23 protein-coding genes are annotated in these 23,045 nt (G+C 32.6%); 19 read left to right on the top strand and 4 right to left on the bottom strand.

Translation table 11 applies throughout. The annotated features are described in order from the left end of the window. Window positions 1-164 precede the first annotated feature (164 nt). Genes B3M86_RS01635 through B3M86_RS01625 form a run of 3 tightly spaced genes read left to right on the top strand, consistent with a single transcriptional unit; the run spans window position 165 to window position 2,524 of the window. Window positions 165-974: a hypothetical protein gene (locus tag B3M86_RS01635; protein ID WP_291076677.1), complete on the top strand. Its 810-nt coding sequence runs from the start codon at window positions 165-167 to the stop codon at window positions 972-974. Then, window positions 967-1,755, top strand: coding sequence for a hypothetical protein (locus B3M86_RS01630; RefSeq protein WP_291076678.1), 789 nt, complete (start codon window positions 967-969; stop codon window positions 1,753-1,755). The genes B3M86_RS01635 and B3M86_RS01630 overlap by 8 nt, the downstream gene beginning before the upstream one ends. Continuing rightward, on the top strand, window positions 1,748-2,524 hold the full coding sequence (locus B3M86_RS01625) for a hypothetical protein (protein WP_291076679.1): 777 nt from the start codon (window positions 1,748-1,750) through the stop codon (window positions 2,522-2,524). Before B3M86_RS01630 ends, B3M86_RS01625 begins: the two co-directional genes overlap by 8 nt. A gap of 157 nt (window positions 2,525-2,681) precedes the next feature. On the opposite strand, the gene B3M86_RS01620 is transcribed toward B3M86_RS01625, so the two are convergent. The 3 genes from B3M86_RS01620 to panC all read right to left on the bottom strand — a co-directional run bounded on the left by B3M86_RS01620 (window position 2,682) and on the right by panC (window position 5,000). Next, window positions 2,682-3,701 (bottom strand): lysylphosphatidylglycerol synthase transmembrane domain-containing protein, encoded by a 1,020-nt coding sequence (locus tag B3M86_RS01620; RefSeq protein ID WP_291076680.1) that lies wholly within the window; start codon window positions 3,699-3,701, stop codon window positions 2,682-2,684. A gap of 23 nt (window positions 3,702-3,724) precedes the next feature. Next, the gene (panD, locus tag B3M86_RS01615) at window positions 3,725-4,072 is read right to left on the bottom strand and encodes an aspartate 1-decarboxylase (RefSeq protein ID WP_038336011.1); all 348 of its coding nucleotides are present in this window, start codon (window positions 4,070-4,072) and stop codon (window positions 3,725-3,727) included. Between the two features lie 85 nt (window positions 4,073-4,157). After that, window positions 4,158-5,000 (bottom strand): pantoate--beta-alanine ligase, encoded by an 843-nt coding sequence (gene panC, locus B3M86_RS01610; protein ID WP_280035057.1) that lies wholly within the window; start codon window positions 4,998-5,000, stop codon window positions 4,158-4,160. A 118-nt stretch (window positions 5,001-5,118) separates the two neighbouring features. On the opposite strand from panC, the gene B3M86_RS01605 reads away from it, so the two are divergent. The 6 genes from B3M86_RS01605 (at window position 5,119) to B3M86_RS01580 (ending at window position 12,292) form a co-directional block, all read left to right on the top strand. Further along, window positions 5,119-5,931 carry a glycogen/starch synthase gene (locus B3M86_RS01605; protein WP_038336009.1) on the top strand — a complete coding sequence of 271 codons (813 nt, stop codon included), beginning with the start codon at window positions 5,119-5,121 and terminating at the stop codon, window positions 5,929-5,931. A 15-nt stretch (window positions 5,932-5,946) separates the two neighbouring features. Beyond that, entirely contained in the window at window positions 5,947-7,557 is a 1,611-nt protein-coding gene (locus tag B3M86_RS01600; RefSeq protein WP_291076682.1) for a DUF4270 family protein, read from the top strand. A 45-nt stretch (window positions 7,558-7,602) separates the two neighbouring features. Further along, window positions 7,603-9,450, top strand: coding sequence for a glutamine--fructose-6-phosphate transaminase (isomerizing) (glmS, locus tag B3M86_RS01595; protein WP_291076684.1), 1,848 nt, complete (start codon window positions 7,603-7,605; stop codon window positions 9,448-9,450). A gap of 103 nt (window positions 9,451-9,553) precedes the next feature. Next, complete coding sequence (locus B3M86_RS01590) at window positions 9,554-10,141, top strand: riboflavin synthase (RefSeq protein ID WP_219034121.1); 588 nt, start codon at window positions 9,554-9,556, stop codon at window positions 10,139-10,141. 2 nt (window positions 10,142-10,143) lie between these two features. Continuing rightward, entirely contained in the window at window positions 10,144-11,592 is a 1,449-nt protein-coding gene (locus B3M86_RS01585; RefSeq protein WP_291076687.1) for a sensor histidine kinase, read from the top strand. Between the two features lie 49 nt (window positions 11,593-11,641). Beyond that, the gene (locus tag B3M86_RS01580) at window positions 11,642-12,292 is read left to right on the top strand and encodes a tRNA1(Val) (adenine(37)-N6)-methyltransferase (RefSeq protein ID WP_291047328.1); all 651 of its coding nucleotides are present in this window, start codon (window positions 11,642-11,644) and stop codon (window positions 12,290-12,292) included. A 194-nt stretch (window positions 12,293-12,486) separates the two neighbouring features. Here the strand turns inward: B3M86_RS01580 and pckA are convergent, their stop codons facing one another. Continuing rightward, entirely contained in the window at window positions 12,487-14,058 is a 1,572-nt protein-coding gene (pckA, locus tag B3M86_RS01575; RefSeq protein ID WP_291076689.1) for a phosphoenolpyruvate carboxykinase (ATP), read from the bottom strand. Between the two features lie 229 nt (window positions 14,059-14,287). Here pckA and B3M86_RS01570 point away from each other — a divergent pair, with 229 nt between their 5' ends. The 10 genes from B3M86_RS01570 to rfbC all read left to right on the top strand — a co-directional run bounded on the left by B3M86_RS01570 (window position 14,288) and on the right by rfbC (window position 23,028). After that, window positions 14,288-14,524, top strand: coding sequence for an acyl carrier protein (locus B3M86_RS01570; protein WP_038336002.1), 237 nt, complete (start codon window positions 14,288-14,290; stop codon window positions 14,522-14,524). A 13-nt stretch (window positions 14,525-14,537) separates the two neighbouring features. Then, the gene (gene fabF / locus B3M86_RS01565; RefSeq protein WP_291076690.1) at window positions 14,538-15,791 is read left to right on the top strand and encodes a beta-ketoacyl-ACP synthase II; all 1,254 of its coding nucleotides are present in this window, start codon (window positions 14,538-14,540) and stop codon (window positions 15,789-15,791) included. Further along, window positions 15,791-16,543: a ribonuclease III gene (gene rnc, locus B3M86_RS01560; RefSeq protein WP_219034125.1), complete on the top strand. Its 753-nt coding sequence runs from the start codon at window positions 15,791-15,793 to the stop codon at window positions 16,541-16,543. Before fabF ends, rnc begins: the two co-directional genes overlap by 1 nt. Window positions 16,544-16,547: 4 nt before the next feature. Then, entirely contained in the window at window positions 16,548-17,006 is a 459-nt protein-coding gene (locus tag B3M86_RS01555; protein WP_125349149.1) for an IPExxxVDY family protein, read from the top strand. A 32-nt stretch (window positions 17,007-17,038) separates the two neighbouring features. Beyond that, window positions 17,039-18,481: a pyruvate kinase gene (gene pyk, locus B3M86_RS01550; protein ID WP_291076691.1), complete on the top strand. Its 1,443-nt coding sequence runs from the start codon at window positions 17,039-17,041 to the stop codon at window positions 18,479-18,481. A 129-nt stretch (window positions 18,482-18,610) separates the two neighbouring features. After that, window positions 18,611-19,603 (top strand): mannose-1-phosphate guanylyltransferase, encoded by a 993-nt coding sequence (locus tag B3M86_RS01545; protein ID WP_280035073.1) that lies wholly within the window; start codon window positions 18,611-18,613, stop codon window positions 19,601-19,603. A gap of 101 nt (window positions 19,604-19,704) precedes the next feature. Continuing rightward, window positions 19,705-20,124 carry an adenylyltransferase/cytidyltransferase family protein gene (locus tag B3M86_RS01540; RefSeq protein WP_291059886.1) on the top strand — a complete coding sequence of 140 codons (420 nt, stop codon included), beginning with the start codon at window positions 19,705-19,707 and terminating at the stop codon, window positions 20,122-20,124. Further along, window positions 20,124-21,140 (top strand): NAD-dependent epimerase/dehydratase family protein, encoded by a 1,017-nt coding sequence (locus B3M86_RS01535; RefSeq protein ID WP_291076692.1) that lies wholly within the window; start codon window positions 20,124-20,126, stop codon window positions 21,138-21,140. The genes B3M86_RS01540 and B3M86_RS01535 overlap by 1 nt, the downstream gene beginning before the upstream one ends. After that, window positions 21,137-22,480, top strand: a complete 1,344-nt coding sequence (locus B3M86_RS01530; protein WP_291076694.1) for a nucleotide sugar dehydrogenase — start codon at window positions 21,137-21,139, stop codon at window positions 22,478-22,480. Before B3M86_RS01535 ends, B3M86_RS01530 begins: the two co-directional genes overlap by 4 nt. After that, complete coding sequence (gene rfbC / locus B3M86_RS01525; RefSeq protein WP_291076696.1) at window positions 22,480-23,028, top strand: dTDP-4-dehydrorhamnose 3,5-epimerase; 549 nt, start codon at window positions 22,480-22,482, stop codon at window positions 23,026-23,028. Before B3M86_RS01530 ends, rfbC begins: the two co-directional genes overlap by 1 nt. Window positions 23,029-23,045: the final 17 nt, after the last annotated feature.

Here is a 23,045-nt window from a genome sequence, read left to right as displayed (position 1 = left end):
CGACAAGATATGGAGTTATAAGTGTGAAAAATTTTAATACAATAATCAAAAAACGTTAACAATAATTTACTTTTTTAACAAATTATCAACTTTAGATAAAGTTGAGTTAAATATTGATTTTCAATCATTTTCTCGATTATTTTTAATCATGTTTTAAAATGCCAATGAAAATAACTTTACTTCTTAGCTTTTTTTATATTTTTTGTATTTCTGCCTATGCACAATCGACTTTAATTTCGGGAAAAATTATGTTAGATAATGCGGATGAAATCGTTAATCTAGATGATTTTGTAATCGAAAATTTAACATCAAATGCACGAACAAAATCAAATGAAAAAGGTCTTTTTTCGATTCTAGTTCAGCCAAATGATGTTTTACTTTTCAAACAAATTGGAATTGAAGAACGTCAACTTAAAATTTCCGAATCAATGATTAGAAAAGGTTTTATAGAAGTTCATCTAAATGTTGAAGTGATAGAACTATCTGAAACGAAAATTAAACCACTAAAAAAGAATTGGAAAGAAAATATTAGCAAAGACGAAACGCAAAGTGAAAAAATCAACAAAAGTTTAGGCATTAATGAAGAGTTTAGAAATGATATGATAAAATACGCTAAGACAGTTGATTATCTTCGGGTATTTGGTGTCGCGATTCGGTACGAGAATGTTATGGCTTTATTAGATCAAGTCTCAGATAAGGATGTACAACGATATAAATATTTCCTGAAAAAGAAAAACCTTGATAAATACGATCAAATCATTCAACTTAAAGATTATTTTACCGAATATTATTTTGAGCATGATTTGAAAATTCCGAAAGGAAATATTCTTGATTTTATTCATTATTGCTTTGTTGAGTTTAAGTTAGAACCACTTTTAAAAGCAAATAATTACGATCAAATTACTTTGATTTTCGAAGAACAAGCACCAAATTATCTTTCTACTATCAACCAAAAAACAATCGAACATGAGTAAATTTTTATTCTTTTTATTAATCATTTCATCAAGTTGCCTTCAAGCACAAAGCACTTTAATCACAGGAAAAATTATTGTGGATGATGCAGAAGAAGTTATTGATTTGGAAGGAACTTCGATTGAAAATTTAACGACTAAAGTTAGAACCAAAGCAAATAATGTTGGCTTATTTTCGATAAATGTGAATTTGAATGATGAATTGTTAATAAAACATACGGGAATCGAAGAAAGAAAATTGAAAGTTTCGGAAACTATGATTACGAAAGGTTTTGTGACGATTCATGTTAATATTGAAGTGATAGAATTGAAAGAAGCGAATATCTCGAAATTGGATAAAAATTCGCTCAAAAATTTGGGAAAAGAAAAATCATTTCAAGAAAAATTGAATGATGAAGCAGGTTTTACTTCTCTAGAATTTAAAGCGGAACTGAATCTTAAACATGATGAGGAAAGAGTAAATAGAATAATAAAACAAGTTGGAGGAGTTAATTTGCTTGGGTTGATAAATGTGTTTAAAAGTCCAAAAAAGCGAATGAAAAATCCAGTTCCGATAAAAGTTGTGAAAGAAGATCAATTGTCGGCGTTGCATAAATTTTTTACGACCTATTATTTTGTGAATGATTTGAAAATTCCTGAAGGAAAAATAAATGAGTTTTTGGATTATTGTTATTCAAATTTTGATTTTCCGAAATTGTTGCGAGATAATAATTTTGATGAAATTCTTTTTATAATTGAGGAACAAGCGCCAATTTATTTAGCAAAAATGAAGAAAGATGAGTAGAATAAAATACATTATATTATTGAATTTGTTGAGCGTTTTTACATTTGCGCAGACGACTTTGATTACCGGAAAAGTGGTGATTGATGATGGAATTGCTGGGCAAGATGTGGTGGACAATATTTTGGTGACAAATGAATCGACGAATGCGAAAGCGTTTACAAATGCGAGTGGAATGTTTTCGATTAAGGCGTCTGTTGGAGATGAATTGATTTTTACGCACGATTTTTATATCGAACGAAAAATCAAAATTACATCGGATATTTTAGCAAAAGGAATGCTGACGATTCACTTGAATATTGAAACAATTGAACTTGCTGAAGCGAGAATTAATACGTTAGACAAAAACTTTAAGAACAATATCAAGCTCAAATATGACCAAGTTGATGAAATGTACAAACAGTTGAATTTGGGAATTGATCCTAATTTGCGTTTTAGAAAAATTGATCCTAATGCTACATCAAATATTGGAGGCTTTGGATTATTGAATCCTGCGGCATGGATTACTGCAATTTCAGGTCAACGGAAGCGAGAAAAAAGACAGTATGAATATTTCAAAAAAGAAGATAGAATAAAAGATTTAGAGAATTATTTCACCTCAAATTATTTCATCGAAACATTGAATATTCCCGAAAATAAAGTCACTGATTATGTGCGTTATTGCTATGCGAATTTTGAATTAGAGAAACTCGTAAAAGAAAATAAATACGATAAGATTACAGAAATTTTAGAAGAACAAGCGCCTAAATATTTGGAAATGATAAAGAAATAAAATGTATATTTAATGAAACTTATTAGCTATGGAATTACTTTTTGTATTGTTTGTCAATCTTATTTTCTTTTTTGTTATGAAAATAAGTTATAAAATAAATCCTTGGGAAATCAATAAAATGGTAAAGCTTTGGAATCGTAGTTTTGGAGGTATGAGATTATTGTGTAGAATCTCGTCGAATTCGTGCGATTTTGTAAATAGCAATCAATCCAAAACTAATCATCGATACAACTTGAGCTATATAAAGAATTAACCCAAAATAATCGCCAATTGCTCGTCCTTCGTGCTGATCTCCGCCTTTTGCTAAATAAACGGCCGAAAATGCAATCGACATAATATACGGATAAGCCAAACCGCCTGAAACAGGCAAAATCATTCCCAAAGATCCTGCAATCAATAGAAATAAACCTTCTGGTATACTAAAATTTTTGGTGTCTGGAAAAGCAAAGAAAACAAGGAAAGTCATTAGGAAATAACAAATCCAAAGTGCGAAAGAATAAAAAATGAATAAGCCTCTTTTTTCTAATTTCGAGATTGATTTTATACCTTCCCAAAGTCCAAATAGAAAGGTTTTGATTTTTTCAAAAAACTTTAATTGACTAATTTTTTTCCAGAAAATAGCGATTAATCCAATTCCTAAAACAAGAACTCCAATTGTGATGTAGTATTTTAAGAAAGAAGGTTCAGCTGTTGGTTGATGTACTTTTTCTTTGTTTCCTAATTCTACAAATTTGATGAATGTTTCATAATTGAAAATAAGTGTTAAACCGAAAAATAATCCCAAAAATAAAACGTCAATTACACGCTCTAAAACTACTGTTCCGAAAGATTTCTCAAACGGCACTTTTTCCATTTTATAGAAACTTGTTGCACGAGCCACTTCACCACTTCGAGGAATGGTCAAATTCATAAAATATGCAAATGCAATAGCCCAAAAACCAGATGAGGTTTGTGTGTTGTAGCCCATTGGCTTTAGAAGAAGATTCCAACGAGCGGCGCGTATCCAATATGTGAGAATACTGATTGCCATAGATGCAAAAATCCAAAAATAATTGGTTTGTTTTAAAACTTTTGCAACTCGTTCGAAATCAATTTGCTTCACTGTTACCACGACAAAAAAAACGGCTAACAATGAAGCAATGATTAAGAAGAGCGATTGTTTGATCTTACTCTTCATATAAATTATTGAAAATTAATTTCTTAATCTAAACGATTGTTCTCGTTAGGGAAAACAATTGTTGGTTCGTATGTTTTGGCTTCCTCAAACTCCATCATCGCATACGTAATGATGATAACTGTGTCACCAACTTGTACTTTACGCGCTGCAGGTCCATTCAGACAGATTTCGCCACTTCCACGTTTACCTTTTATAATATAAGTTTCAAATCGTTCGCCATTCTCTTGTACCACGATTTGTACTTTCTGACCCACAACCATATTGGCAGCATCTATCAAATCTTCGTCGATTGTAATACTTCCGATGTAGTTTAATTTTGCGTCTGTTACCTTAACTCTATGTATCTTAGAGTGAAAAACTTCTACCATCATAATCTTGCAAAGTTACACTGAACTTATAAATTTCAAAACCTGTTTCAATATTTTTCTATTGATTTGAGAAATTTATTATATTTAATTAAAACTGAATATTATCGATTAAACGTACATCACCTGCATAGGCAACGACAAATCCACGAATATTATAGGCCTCAGAAAAATGTTCGATAGACAACAAGGTTTCTTCATCTGTGATTTCAAAATATTCTAATTCGAAAGGTGAATTTTTGAATTCATTTTCGACGAAAGCTTTTACTTCAGCAACATCTTTTCCTTCATTTTTTAGCGTTACAGCTTGCGATAAAATTGAATAAATTTGAGGGGCATCCGAAGTTTGTTGCGTTGATAAACGTGCATTTCTTGAACTAAATGCTAAACCAGAATCTGCTCTATGAATTGGCATTGGAACAATTTCGACATCTAAATTTTCTTGTTTTACCATTTCTTGAATGATACGAATTTGCTGAAAATCTTTCTCTCCAAAATATGCTCTTGTTGGTTGAACTGCTTTGAATAATTTGCAAACAATTGTGGCAACTCCATCAAAATGTCCAGGGCGAGAAGCGCCTTCCATCACTTGGTCTATTGTGCCAAAATCGTAATGTTTTGCACCTTCATTTGCATCATATAAATCCTCAACAGTAGGCATATAGACAAAATCACATCCATTTTTCATTAACAATTCTTTATCATTTTCCTCAGTTCGAGGATATTTTGCTAAATCTTCTGGATTATTAAATTGTGTCGGATTGACAAAAATGCTGACGATTGTGTAGTCGTTTTGAGCTTTAGAAGCTTTGACTAAAGACATGTGACCTTCGTGTAAAGCGCCCATTGTAGGGATAAAGCCAATGGTTTTGTTTTGGTTTTTTAACTCGACGATTGCGGGAGTTAATTTTTCCTTTTCGTTAAATATAACCATAACATTGATTTGTTAAAAAAAAACTAATATCTCGCAAAGCTACTATAAGCAAACAATATATCAACATTTTTTTGTAAATTTGTGCCTTATTATTCATTAGGAAAAGAGAGTAGAAATTATGGAAGGAAAGCGCATATTGTATGTAACAACAGAAATGGTACCTTACTTTCCTGAAAATCCGATGTCTTCACAAGCATTAGATTTGCCAAAAATCATGCAAAGTAGTGGCGCAGATGTAAGAATCTTTATGCCAAGATTTGGAGCAATTAACGAAAGAAGACACCAATTACACGAAGTAATACGACTTTCAGGTATGAACATGATTATTAATGATTTGGATCAACCATTAATCATTAAAGTCGCTTCTGTTCCAGGAGAAAGACTACAAGTGTATTTTATCGATAACGAGGAATATTTCAAACGTAAAGAAGTTTATGGAGAAGATAATGGATTATTTTCTGATAACGACGAGCGTTCTATTTTCTTCGCAAAAGGAGTTTTAGAGACAGTAAAAAAATTGAACTGGAAACCAGATGTTGTTCACGTAATGGGTTGGATGTCTAGTTTAGTACCATTGTATCTAAAAAAATATTATTCTGACGATCCTTTCTTTCAAGATGCGAAAGTTGTTGTTTCTTTATTTGACAACGGATTTGAAGGAGAATTAGATAACGAATTAGTTAAAAAATTAGCTTTTGATAAGGTAGAAGCTGATGTACAAACATATTTAGAAAAACCTACACATTTGGGTATGATTCAAGCTTCTTTACAATATGCTGATGCAGTTGCGAAAGGAGAAGAGATGATTCCAGAAGATGTGAAAAACTATATCAACCAACAAAATATTCCTCTATTAGACTATTGTTCTAAAGAGCAAGCAAAAGAAGTTTACAACAACTTCTATCTTGAGGAAGTAATGAACTCTAATTAAAATCTGTTTAGATTAATGAAAAAATTTTTGAATGTCCTTTCTGTGTCTGTTGCAATGATGATTGGAATGGGAGCAATTGTTTCGTGTGAGAATGAAACACTAGGATTAGATAACAATGTGATTGGAGGTGAGGCAGAAGGAAATGTAAAATCCTTGGATGTTATTGCTTTTAATGCCAATTTTGACACGCTTCGTACAGATAAGTTTGTACTTCAAAATGGAGCTTTTGGTGTGTACAATGAGCCAATTTTTGGTTCTACATCTTCTAAGTTTTATACACAAATTAGACCTTCGTCTATTGGAGATCAAGATTTTGGAACAGAACCTAAAGTAGATTCTGTGAATTTGGTAATTCCAGTTTATTACAGCACTACTAAAGATCCAATTTCTAAAGATACGATCAATCTTTCTAAACCAGGAGAGAAACCAAAAGATACAGATACAATCCAAATTACAACAAAGTATGCAGTAGACTCTTTGTATGGGAATAAGGATTTAACAATGACGTTGAAAATTAAAGATATTAATACAGTTTTATATAAAGACACAAAATATTTTTCAACATTAAGTGGACTTGAATCTCCAATTTCTGTTAATTCAAGAGTAATCGGAAAAGCAACAATTGGAAAAACAGTAACAGGAAAAGTTGTTAAACAAAAAACGGGAACTTCTAATATTTCTGAGGTTGTTCCTGGTTACAAAGTTTCTTTAGATCCAGATTATTTTGACGAAAAAATTATTAAAAATGCTAAAACAGGATTACTTTCTGATCACGCAACATTTATTCGTGAAAATATCAAAGGTTTAGAGTTTTCTGTAGAAGAATCAAATGGATTTATTGTCAATTTTAATCCAAATAAAATTGACTTGAATATGTATTATTCTAAAAAGAATCCAACTGAAAAAAAAGATACTGATACTGATTATAAAGAACGTGTAAGTGTTACTTATGCTTTTGATATGACAAATCAGTGGAATTCTGGTACTGCAAATAATGCTAATATTATTGCTTCTCAAATCGTAAATAATACAATAGGTTCTACTTATTCTACAATCAAGCCTGATGAAGTGAATGGTGATGCAAGATTGTATTTAAGCGGAATGAGTGGGAATTATGCAAAATTAAGAATCAATCAAACGCAATTAGATGAATTAAAATCTGAGATGACAAAAAGTAATATTGTGATTCTTGGAGCAAAATTAAAATTCTATATTGATGGTTCAACTAGTTTTCCAAAACCGCCTTATTTAGTAGCTTGGAATAACTACAAAAAAGATGATAAAGTTATAAATGAATTGTATGCAGACGTTTTAGAATTCTATAATTCATACCCTACATCAGTTCACTTTAATCCTATTGTAAAAGGAGATACGGATTATTATACAATTGATATCACGAAACATCTAAAAAGCATGTTAGAGAAAGGAAATGAGTTTAAAGATCAAACGATGTTTATTACAATAGGTAATTTTATAACATCTGTTAGCGATGCAACTACGATTAATAGTACAAATCCTTATCAAAATGATAGAGCTTATAATCCATACAGAATTGTTTTACATGGAAATAATTCGGAAGTAGCGGATAAAAAGCTGAAATTATTGGTATATTACTCTCAAAAATAGGGCGTATTATATTTAACGAATTTAACTAAAATACTATAAAATATTATGTGTGGAATTGTAGGATATATTGGACATCGCGAAGCGTACCCAATTATTATTAATGGACTAAAAAGACTAGAATATCGTGGATATGATAGTGCAGGTTTAGTTCTTTCTACTGGTACCGATTTTGAATTGGTAAAAACAAAAGGAAAAGTTTCAGATTTAGAAGATAAATCAGCAAATTTAGATAAAACACCTCATTTAGGAATTGGGCATACACGTTGGGCAACACATGGTGTTCCAAATGATGTAAACTCTCATCCTCATATGTCTAATAATGGACGTTTGGTATTGGTTCATAACGGAATTATCGAAAATTATGAATCAATCAAACAATTACTAAAAGACAAAGGGTACGTTTTTCATAGTGATACGGATACAGAAGTTTTAGTAAACTTTATTCAATTATTTCAAGAAGAACAGAACTTAAATTTAACTGATGCAGTTCGTTTAGCTTTGAATGAAGTGATTGGAGCATATGCGATTGCAGTTTTAGACAAAGAAGAAGCAAATACAATTGTCGTAGGACGTTTAGGTTCTCCATTGGCAATTGGTATTGGAGAAAACGAATTTTTTGTAGCTTCTGATGCTTCTCCGTTTATTGAGTTTACAAAAGATGCGGTTTATTTAGAAGATGGTGATATGGCAACAATTACTTTAGACAAAGAAGTAGATGTACGTACAATCCAAAATAACGAAGCAGTTTCTTTAGATGTTCAAGAGTTACAATTAAATATTGAAGCGATTGAAAAAGGTGGTTACGAGCATTTCATGTTAAAAGAAATCAACGAACAACCTCGTTCTATTCGTGATACAATGCGTGGACGTTTATTAGTAGACGAAGGCATTATTAAAATGGCTGGTATTTGGGATCATCAAGAAAAATTCTTGAATGCAAAACGTATCATCATTGTTGCTTGTGGAACTTCTTACCATGCAGGTTTGGTTGCAGAATACATGATCGAAGATTTCGCTCGTATTCCTGTAGAAGTAGAATATGCATCTGAGTTCCGTTACCGCAATCCAATCATCAATAAACACGATGTCGTGATTGCAATTTCTCAATCTGGAGAAACAGCAGATACATTGGCAGCACTTAAATTAGCAAAAGAAAATGGTGCATTTATCTTTGGAATCAACAATGTTGTAGGTTCTTCTATTGCTCGTATTACAGATGCTGGTGCTTATACACATGCAGGACCAGAAATTGGTGTTGCATCAACAAAAGCATTTACAGCTCAGTTAACAATTTTAGCGTTGATTGCTTTAAAATTAGGTAAACAAAATGGTGAATTATCAACAGAGAAATTCAACTTATTAACACGCGAGTTAGAACGTATCCCAGAATTAGTTCAACAAATTTTAGACAACTGTGAAGGTGTAATTGATCAAATTGCTGATAAATACAAAGATAACAGAAATGCAATTTATTTAGGACGTGGATACAACTATCCATCAGCTTTAGAAGGTGCATTAAAATTAAAAGAGATTTCATATATCCACGCAGAGGGTTATCCAGCGGCAGAAATGAAGCACGGACCAATTGCATTATTGGACGAAAATATGCCTGTTATTGTTATTGCAACGAAAAAAGGTTATTACGAAAAAGTAGTTTCTAACATTCAAGAAATTAAATCTCGTAGCGCTAAAGTAATTGCAATTGTTAATGATGGTGATGAGCAAGTAACTGCTATGGCAGATGATTACGTAGTAATCCCAGAAACAGCAGAAGAATTCTCTCCAATCTTAACAGCTATTCCATTACAATTATTATCGTACTGGATTGCCGTTAAATTAGGTAAGAATGTAGATCAGCCTCGTAACTTGGCAAAATCTGTTACTGTAGAGTAAAAATTATTACAGAGATAATATATTTAAGGGATGATGTTTTAAAATCATCCCTTTTTCATTTTATAAGTTTAAATTAATTATTAATTTCACCAAAAATAACATCATGTTTACAGGAATCGTAGAAGGAGTAGGAAAGCTTATAAAAGCAGAGAAAGAGCAATCTAATTTACATTTATGGATTGAAGCTGATTTTTGTGATGAATTAAAAATTGATCAAAGTGTTGCTCACAATGGAGTGTGTTTAACAGTTGTTGATTTCAAATATGGTCTTTACAAAGTCACTGCTATAGAGGAAACCTTACAAAAAACAAATTTTAACACTTTAAAAGAAGGTGATTTGATCAATTTAGAACGATGTTTGCAGTTCAATGGTCGTATCGATGGTCATATTGTTCAAGGACATGTTGATCAAACTGGAAAAATTGTTTCGATAGAAAACCAAAATGGTAGCTTTTTTGTTACAGTAGAATATGATGAAGCATCGTCTGGAAATGTTACAGTAGAAAAAGGTTCGATTTGTCTTAACGGAATTAGTTTAACAGTTGTTGACAGTAAAGTAGGGCAGTTTTCGGTTGCAATTATTCCATATACTTGGGAGTTTACAAACCTTAATCAAGTGAAAGTTGGCGATACAATGAATTTAGAATTTGATATCTTAGGAAAATACGTCAAAAGATTATTCCAAAAATAAAAATGATTAGAAAAAAAAATAACCTATCGCTACCCGTTCGTATTATCATTTATATGGTAACGATTTTGTTATTTACAGCAGGTGCTATCTTGCTGATTACTGCCAATCATTTCAATCAACAAACTAAACAATATCACGAAGATATTCTCAAACGAAAAGTTAGAGCGGTAGAGTCTGCGATAGATTACGAAATGGATAATTATCCTGGAATTGCAACCAAAGATAATATTCATGACATTTTAGAAGATGGTTTTCTTCGCATCGGTGATATCAATAAAACCGATATTGTAATTTATGATTTGCGTGGTAATAAAATTTTAACCACACAGCCAGTTTCAACGACTTATGATGTTTTACCTCAGAAAATATTAGACCAACTACAAAAATCAAATGATTTTATTGTAACGAATAAAGATACAGCCGACGACAATAATGTTTATTCGTCTTATAGTAATATCAAAAATTATTACAACGAAAATATTGCTGTTCTCTGTCTACCTTATCAATCTAACCAAGATTTTTTACAACAAGACATGTTTACATTAATTGGTAGTTATGGATTGGCTTTTGGAGTTATTCTTTTGTTTGGAACATTTGCGGTCTATTTTGTTACTAAACGTACGCTTAATAAACTTTGGTCGTTTGCAGATCGGATTCGAGAAACAGAAGTTATTGTAAACAATATGCCTATTCGTTATGATGGTAACGATGAAATAAAGGTTCTGGTAGATTCTTATAATGATATGTTGAACCGATTGCGGGAACAATCAGATTTATTAGCTAAGCAAGAGCGTGAAGAAGCATGGCGAGATTTTGCGAAACAAGTTGCGCATGAAGTCAAGAATCCATTAACACCAATGCGATTAATGCTACAGAATTATATGCGAAAATTTGATGTAAATGATCCAAATCTTGAAGAAAAGACGATGCGAACAACTAATATTTTATTGCAACAAATTGATACCATCTCTGCGATTGCTGAAGCTTTTTCAGATTTTGCTAAAATGCCTTCTCGTAAAGATGCAAAAATTGATGTGGTAGACGTCATAAAAAATGCGCTATATGTTTTTCCATTGGAGTTTATCGAATTTAATTATTCGCCTAACATCATCATGATGACTTTTGATAAACAATATTTGAATCGAATTATCACCAATATTACAAAGAATGCGTTTCAATCTATTCCGAAATCTCGTATAGCGAAAGTTAAAGTAGATGTGTTTTTAGTGGATGGTTTTTTGCATATAACCATTCAAGATAACGGGAATGGAATTCCTGTCGAATCACAAGATTCTATTTTTGTTCCAAAGTTTACAACAAAGAATAGTGGAATGGGAATTGGTTTGCCAATGGTGAAAAAAATTATTGACGATTATGATGGAACAATTCGTTTCGAAACTGAAATTTCTGTTGGTACAACATTCTACATTTTGATTCCTTGCAATGAATAGAAAACCGTTTCGATTCAAACAATTCGAAATTTTTCAAGACAAAACCGCAATGAAAGTAGGCACAGATGGTGTTTTACTTGGTGCTTGGACTGTTTTAAAAAATGGAAATACTATTTTAGATATTGGTACAGGAACTGGATTAATTTCGTTGATGTTAGCGCAACGTTTTCCTCATTCGATGATTGATGCAATAGAAATTGATAACGCTGCTTTTTTACAAGCAAAAGAGAATTTCAATAATGCACCTTTTTCAGATCGATTAACCATTTTTAATTCATCGCTTCAAGATTATTCAACCAATAAAAAATATGATTTGATTGTCAGTAATCCACCTTTTTTTGTGGTGAATGATACGGTTGATTTTGACGCGCGTAAACAAGCACGCCAGCAAGAAACATTGACTTTCGAAGAATTAATAAAAAAAACTGCTGAATTACTACATAAAGACGGATTAGCGAGTTTTATAATTCCATACGATCAAATGGATGGTTTTTGTACGATAGCTGCTCAAAATGCTTTAAAACTATCTCGTGTCGTTTATATAAAAGGGAATTCGACAACGTTAACAAAACGTGTGTTATTAGAATTTAGTTTTCATGAAAAAGAAGTAGAAGAAAAAGAATTAATTATCGAAGTCGATCGTCATCAGTACACAGAAGATTATATTCAGTTGACAAAGGATTTTTACTTGAAAATGTAATTTTCATCAAAGATGAAAAACGATGAGTAAACTACTGATTTTGATGTCAAATAGAAAATTGTATTTCTATGCATCTATGTAAAGATTTATTCAACATTTAAAAACATAAAAAAACCGAGCAATTTGCTCGGTTTTATATTTATTTCTGATTTTCAAAATGAGTTAAAAACTTAATCTTAACCTCAATCTTATCCTTAAATCGTTGGTCCACCAGCTAATAAATCAGCCGTTGCAAACTCTTCAAATTTCTTGAAGTTCGCTTTGAATTTATCTGCTAATTCTTTCGCATTTACTTCGTAAGCTGCTGTAGAATCAAAAGAAGTAGCTGGACTTAATTTTTCTGAAGCAACACCTTCGATTGCAACTGGAACTTCAAATCCGAAATAAGGATCTTTTTTGAATTCTACGTTGTCTAAATCTCCATTTAAAGCTGCATTGATAACGGCGCGAGTGTCTTTTAAAGACATACGCTCTTTTTTACCATTCCAACCTGTATTGATTAACCAAACATTTACACCAGTTTTCTCAACTTTATCGCTCAACATTTCAGCATATTTTGTTGGATGTAATGGCATAAATGGTGCACCAAAACATGTAGAAAATGTAGTTTGAGGCTCTGTAACACCAGCTTCTGTACCAGCCACTTTAGATGTATATCCAGAGATAAACAAGTAAGCCGCTTGATCTGGGTTTAATTTTGCAATTGGAGGGAAAACTCCGTAAGCATCAAACGATAAGAAGAAAATATTTTTAGGATTTTTTCCTACAGATGGAACTGCAATATTTTCGATATAATCAATTGGATAAGAAACACGTGTATTTTCTGTGATAGATGTATCTGTAAAATCAACCTCGTTAGTACCTGGAATTAATTTACAGTTTTCTAATAAAGCTCCATCTTTGATCGCTGCAAAAATTTCTGGTTCACCTTCTGGAGATAAGTTGATAACTTTTGCGTAACAACCACCTTCAAAATTGAAAACTGTATTGTCTTCTGTCCATCCGTGTTCATCATCACCAATTAAACGTCTGTTTTTGTCTGCCGATAAAGTTGTTTTTCCTGTACCAGATAATCCAAAGAACATTGCTGTATCTCCGTTTTCACCTGAGTTAGCAGAACAGTGCATTGGTAAAGTATTTCTAAATACGGGCATGATGAAGTTCAAGGCAGAAAAAATACCTTTTTTCATTTCTCCTGTATAACCAGTTCCTCCGTTTAAAACGATTTTACGTTTAAAATTTAAGATAGAGAAATTGTGTTGTCTTGTACCATCTTCGTCTGCATCTGCAACAAAAGTTGGTGCATTGATAATTGTCCATTCAGCATCACCAAAGTTTTTTAATTCTTCTTCTGTTGGACGGATAAACATGTTATAGATAAATAAATTAGCTGCAGGAGTTTCTGTAATTGCTCTAATTTTTGTTTTGTATGCATCGTCAGCACAAGCAAAAGCATCACGTACATAAATTTCGCGGTTGCTTAAATGCTCAACAACTTTATCGTATAAAGCGTCAAATTTATCAGAATCGAAAGGAATATTGATGTTTCCATCCCACCAAACGTTTTCTGCAGTGATTTCGTCTTTAACAATAAAACGATCTTTAGGAGAACGTCCTGTAAATTCTCCGGTTAACATATTTACTGCTCCAGAAGATGTAATTTCTCCTTGTCCTAGCTCTACCATTTTCTCCGTAAGCTCTTCAGGAGATAATTGATAGTTAATTTTGGAATTTTTTATTCCGTAAGATGCCAATTCTATGCTCATTTTTGTGATTTTTAAAGTATTTTTAAAATTTTAAAGGTAAAAACTTTGTACAAAGTTACAATAAAAAGAAGCGTGAAAAATTTGACTTATGTCATTCACTTAAACGTTTTCGTGCATGTTTATTCACCATATATTTCCAAGTTCTTATGCGTGCATATAAAAAAAAGCTTGTATTTAATATAAGTTTTATATTTTTGCACTAGTTTACAACAATTAAAATTAGAAAATTATGTCTGACATTACATCAAGAGTGAAAGCGATTATCGTAGATAAATTAGGAGTTGACGAAAGCGAAGTTACGCTAGAAGCAAGTTTCACTAACGATTTAGGAGCTGATTCATTAGACACAGTAGAATTAATCATGGAATTCGAAAAAGAATTTGATATCCAAATTCCAGACGATCAAGCAGAAAAAATTTCAACTGTAGGTCAAGCTGTAACATACATCGAAGACTTAAACAAGTAATAGTTCCTATTTTATGGAATTAAAAAGAGTAGTAGTAACAGGTTTAGGCGCGCTAACACCAATCGGAAATACATACCAAGAATACTGGAATGGATTAGTGAATGGTGTAAGTGGCGCTGCGCCTATTACGCTTTTTGACGCAACTCTTTTTAAGACACAATTTGCTTGTGAGATCAAAAACTTCAATATCGAAGATCATTTTGATCGTAAAGAGGCAAGAAAAATTGACCGTTGTGCCCAATTGGGAATTATTGCAGCTAGAGAGGCAATAAAACACAGTGGAATCTTAGAAGATGCAAATGTAAACAAAGAGCGTATCGGCGTTATATGGGGATCTGGTATCGGTGGAATTAAAACTTTTGAAGAAGAAGTTTCAAATTACTCTACAGGAAATGGAACACCTCGTTTCAATCCTTTCTTTATCCCTAAGATGATTGCAGATATCACGCCTGGTCATATTTCAATGGAATTTGGTCTTATGGGACCTAATTATACAACTGTTTCGGCATGTGCCTCTTCAACAAATGCAATTATTGACGCTTATATGTTATTAAGACTTGGAAAAGCAGAAGCAATTGTAACAGGAGGTTCAGAAGCTGCGATTACAGCATCAAGTATTGGAGGTTTCAATGCATTACATGCGTTATCTACACGAAACGATGATCCACAAACTGCTTCTCGTCCATTCGACAAAGACCGTGACGGTTTTGTAATGGGAGAGGGAGCTGGATGTATTGTTTTAGAAGAGTACGAACATGCAATTGCACGTGGAGCTACAATTTATGCTGAATTAGTAGGAACAGGAATTACAGCAGATGCTCACCATATTACAGCTCCACATCCCGAAGGATTAGGCGCATTAAATGTGATGAGAGAGGCTTTATTAGATGCCAATATCAGCGTAGAAGACGTGGATCATATCAATATGCACGGAACATCTACACCATTAGGTGATATTGCAGAATCTAAAGCAATTCAAAAATTATTTGGAGAACATGCTTATAATATTCAAATCAATTCAACAAAATCTATGACTGGTCACTTATTAGGTGGTGCAGGGATTATTGAAGCGATTTCGGCTATTGGAGCAATCAATAACAGTATCGTTCCACCAACAATTAATCATTTTACGGATGATGAAAATCTTGATCCTAAAATCGATTATACATTTAACAAAGCAAAAGAGAAAAATGTAGATTATGCATTGAGTAATACTTTTGGTTTCGGTGGTCACAATGCTTGTGTGATATTTAAGAAGTATAAGTAATGTCTTTCTTAAAAAAATTATTTTCTTTTAAAAATCATCGTGATGATTCAAATTCATCTGATCCTTTTTTGAAATTTTTGAAGTCGATTTTGGGTTATACTCCTCGCAATGTTGAGGTTTTTAAAGAAGCATTTACCCACAGATCTGCACAGAAAAAAGATGAAAATGGAAACAGTATAAACTTTGAAAGATTAGAGTTTTTAGGAGATGCATTACTTGGTGCTTCTGCAGCAATGTACTTATACTACAAAGCGCCCGATCAACAAGAAGGTTATTTGACAAAAATGCGCTCTAAAATTGTTTCGCGTAAACAATTGAATGCCGTTTCCAAACAACTTGGCTTGTTAGATTATTTGGATCCAATGAACAATCACAACAATTTGGGTGAAGACGTAAATGGTGATATGTTGGAGGCGTTGGTTGGTGCAATTTATGTTGATGGAGGTATAGCTGCAGTACAAAAATTTATTCAAGTCAAAATTATTGACCCTTATGCGGATTTAGATCGTTTGGAGCACACGATTACAAGTCACAAATCGTTGATTTTGGAATGGAGTCAAAAAACGAGAAATACGATAAGATTCAATACATTTGAGGAGCAAAACGCAGAAGATTTGCAGGTTTTTGTGTCAGTAATCCGTCTCAATGATAAAGTCATCTCGAAAGGGAGAGGAACTTCTAAAAAGAAAGCCGAAGAAAGCGCAGCAAAACGCGCGTACTATTCGTTACAAAAGAAAATAGAAAAAGTTTAGAAACATGGCAGAATTACTCTTATATGATGATTGGATAGATTTTCATCTCATAGGCGTAAATTCTAGTTTTAACACTTCTACACAATTTATTTTCCATCTCAACTCTACTTTTGATACGCGTTTTGAGCGTATTCAGGATTTGGATATTTGGTTAGATGAGCATACTTATTTTTTCGAAACCTATCAATGGTTAGATGAAGCAAATAAAATAGATTATCATATCATTAAAAATATTCCAAATCAATCCGATTTTAAAAAAAATGAAGTAGATTTATCAAATCTTTTCAAAGAGAGCGTTATTCTTGTGCCAAATTACAAGGATTGCAACTATGTAGTAAAAATCTCTGGTTGGGAAGATGAACTACAATATCTTCAACTACCATTTGTAGAAAAAGATTTTATAAAAACGATCAAAAAAATAGATATCGATTTGATTAGCAATGCAGATCAATTGGTTTTCTAACAAAATATTGTGCATAAAAAAAGGGAAAAATTATGATTTACGATAGACAATATCTTAAAAAGACAAAAATTGTCGCGACTTTAGGTCCGGCAACAGAAAGTCCAGAGATTTTATTAGAAATGATGAGAAAAGGAACAGATGTGTTCCGTATCAACTTTTCGCACGCAGATTATGCGGATGTGAAACGTAAGATTGAAACAATTCATCAATTAAATAACGATCATGGCTACAATACAGCAATTTTAGCGGATTTACAAGGTCCTAAATTGCGTATTGGAAAAATGGAACACGAAGATTTCGTAATCAATCCAGGAGAAATTTTAACTTTCACAAACGAAGATGTTGTAGGAACGAAAGAAAAAGTTTTTATGACGTACAAAAAGTTTGCGCAAGATGTGCAAGTGGGAGAAAATATCTTAATTGATGACGGAAAATTAATCTTCAAAGTAATCGAGACAAACGGAACAGATACTGTAAAAGCAGAAACGATTCAAGGAGGTCCATTACGTTCTAAAAAAGGAGTTAACTTACCAAATACCAATATTTCTTTACCTGCTCTAACAGAAAAAGATAAAGAAGATGCAAAATTCGCTATCGAAAATCGTGTCGATTGGTTTGCATTATCTTTTGTACGTTCTGGACAAGATGTAAAAGATTTATCAGAATTTATCAAAGAACATGGAACAGTAAAAATTCCAATTATCTCTAAAATTGAAAAACCTGAAGCATTAGAAAATATCGATGATATTTTAGAATTTTCGGATGGATTAATGGTTGCTCGTGGAGATTTAGGAGTTGAGGTTCCGTTTGAAATCGTTCCAAAAGCGCAAAAACAATTAATTGACAAAGCGAAATTAGCGCGTAAACCAGTTATTGTTGCAACACAAATGATGGAGACAATGATTTCTAGTTTGACACCAACTCGTGCGGAAGTTTCTGATGTTGCAAATGCAGTTTTTGATGGTGCGGATGCAGTAATGTTATCTGGAGAAACTTCTGTAGGACAATATCCTGTACAAGTTATCGAGAAAATGACAAAAATTCTTCAAACTGTTGAAGATGATGATCACGTACATGTACCAGAACACAAACCAAAGATCAAAAACGAACGTTTCGTAACTGATATGGTTTGTTATAATGCAGCTAAAATGGCAGAAGATACAGGAGCGAAAGCAATTGCAACGTTGACGTATTCTGGTTATACCGCTTTCCAAATTTCTTCTCATCGTCCAAATTCATTTATTTTGGTTTTCAATCCAAGTAAACGAATCAACCGTATGTTGAATTTGTTATGGGGTGTAAAATCAATCAATTACGATCCTCGCGATACATCTACGGATCAAACGGTTACAGAGGTCAATATCTTAGCGAAAAATGCGGGTTATGTAGAATATGGTGATTATATCATCAATCTGAATGCAATGCCAGCATTTGAGAAAGGAATTACCAATACACTACGTATTTCGATGATTTAATAAAATCAATACCAATACTTTAAAGCGTTCATTTTTGAACGCTTTTTTTGTGTTTAAAATAAAAATCATAATAGAATGCTATGATATAGTAGTTTTTAATAACTTTACAAGTTCGAATTAGAAGAATTTATGTGTATTTATAATGTGATCTTATCTGGTGGTGTTGGGAGTAGACTTTGGCCACTTTCACGAAAAAGTCATCCCAAACAATATTTACCTTTGTTTAATGGGCAATCTTTATTTGAGTTAACGATTCAGAGAAATCGTCCAATTGCTGATAAATTAATGGTGATTGGGAATAAAGATAATGACCATTTAAGTCAAGAAGTGCTTGATAAAATGAATGTTGAATACACAAAAATTGTAGAGGCTGTTCCACGTAATACTGCAGCGGCAATTGCATTTGCAGCTTTAGCAGTTGAGGATGATGATATTCTAATTGTGACACCTTCTGATCATTTGATTGAAGATATGGAAGCCTATCAAGAAGCGATGAATAGAGCAATCGAATTAGCACAAAATGACTATATTGTCACATTTGGAGTGCATCCAACTCGTCCAGAAACAGGGTATGGCTATATCGAACACAAAGAAGACACTGTGTTATCGTTTCGCGAAAAGCCCAATCATATTACGGCGCAAGATTTTATCGAGCAAGGGAATTTTTTGTGGAACAGTGGAATGTTTTGTTTCAAAGCACGTGTTTTATTGAAAGAACTAAAGAAATTTGAGAAAGAAATTTACGAAGCGTCTAAAATTGCTTGGTCTGAAAATATCAACGGAGAGTTGAACGAAGAACTTTCAATGAATATTCCATCAAATAGTATCGATTATGCTGTAATGGAACGAAGCAAGAAGATAAAAGTAGTTCCAGCAAAATTTGTTTGGAATGATTTAGGTTCTTTCGAATCCTTGTATGATTATTTTGTGATGAACGGACATTATGTCGATCGTAATGGAAACATGGTGATTGGAACAGATGTTTATACTTCTTTTGTCGGTTTGCAAAACACTATTTTTGTGAATACCCCAACCGCGAATTTAATTCTACAAAAAGAATATTCGCAGGAAGTAAAGAATGTTTATACGCATTTAGAAAAAAGAAATTCTGAATTAATTTAAATACCTAGCACTCGATTTGAGTGCTTTTTTTATGTCATAAAAGCTTACAATTAATTCAATATAAATCCCTAAATTTGTCGCTCCAACAATAGTATTATAAAATGACAACGGGAATTACATTCGGTATATTTGACTTGCTTCATGCAGGTCATGTGATGATGCTCGAAGAAGCTAAAAGACAATGCGACTACTTAATTGTAGGGCTTAATACAGATCCTGCAAGTGTAGACCCTTCAAAAAATAGTCCTACGCAATCCATCGTAGAGCGTTATATTCAATTAGAAGGTTGTCGTTATGTCGACGAAATTATTCCTTACGAAACCGAACAAGATTTGTTTGATATGTTAAGTGCTTTACCAGTAAATATTAGAATTATAGGGGAAGAATACCGAAATATCGACTTTACGGGAAAACAATATTGTTTAGATAATCATATTCAAATTTACTACAACAAGCGTACACATCGCTTCTCTAGTTCAGGATTAAGAAAAGTAGTTGCGACTTCTGAAAAGGAGAAATAATGAAAACAGTATTCATAACTGGTGTAGCTGGTTTCATAGGTTACCATTTAGCTGAAAAATTAATCGAAAAAAACATCAAAGTTGTTGGAATTGATAGTATTAACGATTATTACACTATTCAGTTAAAATATGATCGATTAAAAGAATTAGGAATCAATCAAGAATTTGCTTCAAATTTTGATCAGAAAGTTCTTTCTTCTAAACACGAAGAAAAGATGATTTTCTATCGAATGAATTTAGAAGACAAAGAGTCATTAGCTCAACTTTTTAAAGAATATTCTTTTGATGCGGTTGTTAATATGGCAGCTCAGGCTGGTGTTCGTTATAGTATCGAAAATCCTGATGCCTATGGACAAAGTAATTTGGTTGGTTTTCTAAATATTTTAGAATGTTGCCGAAATTATAACGTCAAAAAATTATTGTACGCAAGTAGTTCAAGTATTTATGGAAACTCTTCAGATGTTCCTTTTTCAACAAATCAAAATGTTGATCATCCTATTAGTTTATACGCTGCAACCAAAAAAGCAAACGAGCTAATGGCGCATGCGTATAGCCATTTGTACGATTTCCAAACGATAGGTTTGCGCTTTTTCACTGTTTATGGACCTTGGGGACGACCAGATATGGCAATGTTTTTGTTTACAGATGCTATATTGAATCATCAACCTTTAAAAGTTTTTAATCACGGCGATTTATCACGCGATTTCACATATATTGATGATATTATTCAAGGAATTGACAAAATTCTTGAAGATAAAAATACAAACGAAAAATACCAATTATACAATATTGGGAATAGTAAACCTGTTCAATTAATGGATTTTATCAAAGAAGTTGAGCATTCAACAGGTGAAAAAGCTATTTTAGAAATGTATCCGATGCAAGCAGGAGATGTCAATCAAACATGGGCGGATGTCCAAGATTTGAAAGATAAATTTGGTTATAATCCTAATTATCCTGTTGACAAAGGAGTGTATAACTTTGTACAATGGTACAGAAAATATTATAATAAATGAATCAACAACATAAAATAGCAGTTATCGGTTTAGGTTACGTAGGTTTACCTTTGGCTCGATTATTTGCAACAAAATACCCTGTTGTTGGGTTTGATATCAATCAGAAACGTATTGCAGAATTAAATAGTGGAATTGATTCAACTTTAGAAGTTGAAAATAATGTTCTACAAAATGTTTTAGTTAAACAAAACCCTTTTAATTCACATTCTGAGCTTGTCGAAGGATCTCAAATGGACACTGAGCGTAGTCGAAGTGCAGGATTGTTTTGCTCTTCAAATACAGAAGATATTAGAGATGCTACAATTTTTATTGTAACCGTTCCAACTCCTGTAGATAAGAATAATCGACCTGATTTAACACCGCTTAAAAAGTCTTCAGAAACAGTAGGTAAAGTTTTAAAACCAAATGATATTGTTATTTACGAATCAACGGTTTATCCAGGTGTTACAGAAGAAGAATGTATTCCTGTATTGGAACATTCTTCGGGATTGAAGTTTAACCAAGATTTTTATGCGGGATATTCACCAGAGCGAATTAATCCAGGCGATAAAAAACACACGGTTGAGAAAATTTTAAAAGTAACCTCAGGTTCAACTCCAGAAATTGGAAAAATTGTTGATGATTTATATAAATCAGTAATTGTTGCTGGGACTCATTTAGCACCTACAATCAAGGTTGCAGAAGCATCAAAAGTGATCGAAAATTCGCAGCGTGATATCAATATTGCATTTATCAATGAATTATCGAAGATTTTTTCGCTAATGGATATTGATACAAACGATGTTTTAGAAGCTGCTGGAACAAAATGGAATTTTTTACCATTTAAACCAGGTTTAGTTGGAGGACATTGTATTGGCGTTGATCCATTTTATTTGGCTCAAAAAGCACAAGAAATTGGTTATTATTCTGAATTAATTTTAGCAGCAAGGAGATTAAATGACTCGATGGGAGCTTTTGTAGCTTCGCAAGTTGTTAAATTGTTAATAAATAACGATATCAAAGTTAAAGGCGCGAAAGTTCTAAATTTAGGAATTACCTTTAAAGAAAATTGCCCTGATATTCGTAATTCGAAAGCAATTGATGTAATTAATGCATTAGAAGAATATGGAATAGAGGTGACAACTTTAGACCCTTGGGCTAACCCAGATGAGGTGATGCACGAATATGGAATAAAATGTCATTCTGAGTTTGTCGAAGAATCTAAATTTGACGCCATTATTTTGACAGTATCACACAATGAGTTTTTAAATCTTCAGTTAACGGATTATTTAAAAGAAAATGGAGTGATTTATGATGTAAAAGGGGCTTTGCCTAAAGAAGAAGTTGATAAACGACTATAATGAAAGCGACAGAAACGAAATTAAAAGGTTGTTTTATTTTAGAACCTACAGTTTTTGAAGATTCGAGAGGATATTTCTTCGAATCATATAATGAAAACAAAATGGAAGAAATTTTGGGTTATAAACCAACTTTTGTTCAAGATAATCAATCTCGTTCTTCATATGGCGTAGTTCGCGGATTACATATGCAAGCAGGAGAGCATTCGCAAGCAAAATTGGTTCGTGTTGTAGAAGGAGCGGTGATAGATGTTGCAGTTGATGTTCGTCCAGGTTCTGAAACCTATGGACAGTCAGTTGCAGTTGAATTATCGGCAGATAATAAAAAACAATTGTTTATTCCGAGAGGATTTTTACATGGCTTTTCTGTAATATCTGATTCAGCAACTTTTTTCTATAAATGTGATAATGGATACAATAAAGCTTCAGAGGACGGAGTAAATCCTTTAGATCAAGAATTGAATATTGATTGGCAAATCCCTTCGGATAAAATGATTATCTCTGATAAAGATCAAGAAGCACAATCGTTTCAGAAATTTAAAACAAAATAACTAAACTAAAATACTAT

The sequence above is a fragment of the Empedobacter sp. UBA6305 genome (assembly GCF_002440405.1).
GTDB classification, from domain to species: Bacteria; Bacteroidota; Bacteroidia; order Flavobacteriales; family Weeksellaceae; genus Empedobacter; species Empedobacter falsenii_B.
Note: the sequence above shows the minus strand (reverse complement) of the source record. Positions and strands in the feature narration are given on the sequence as shown.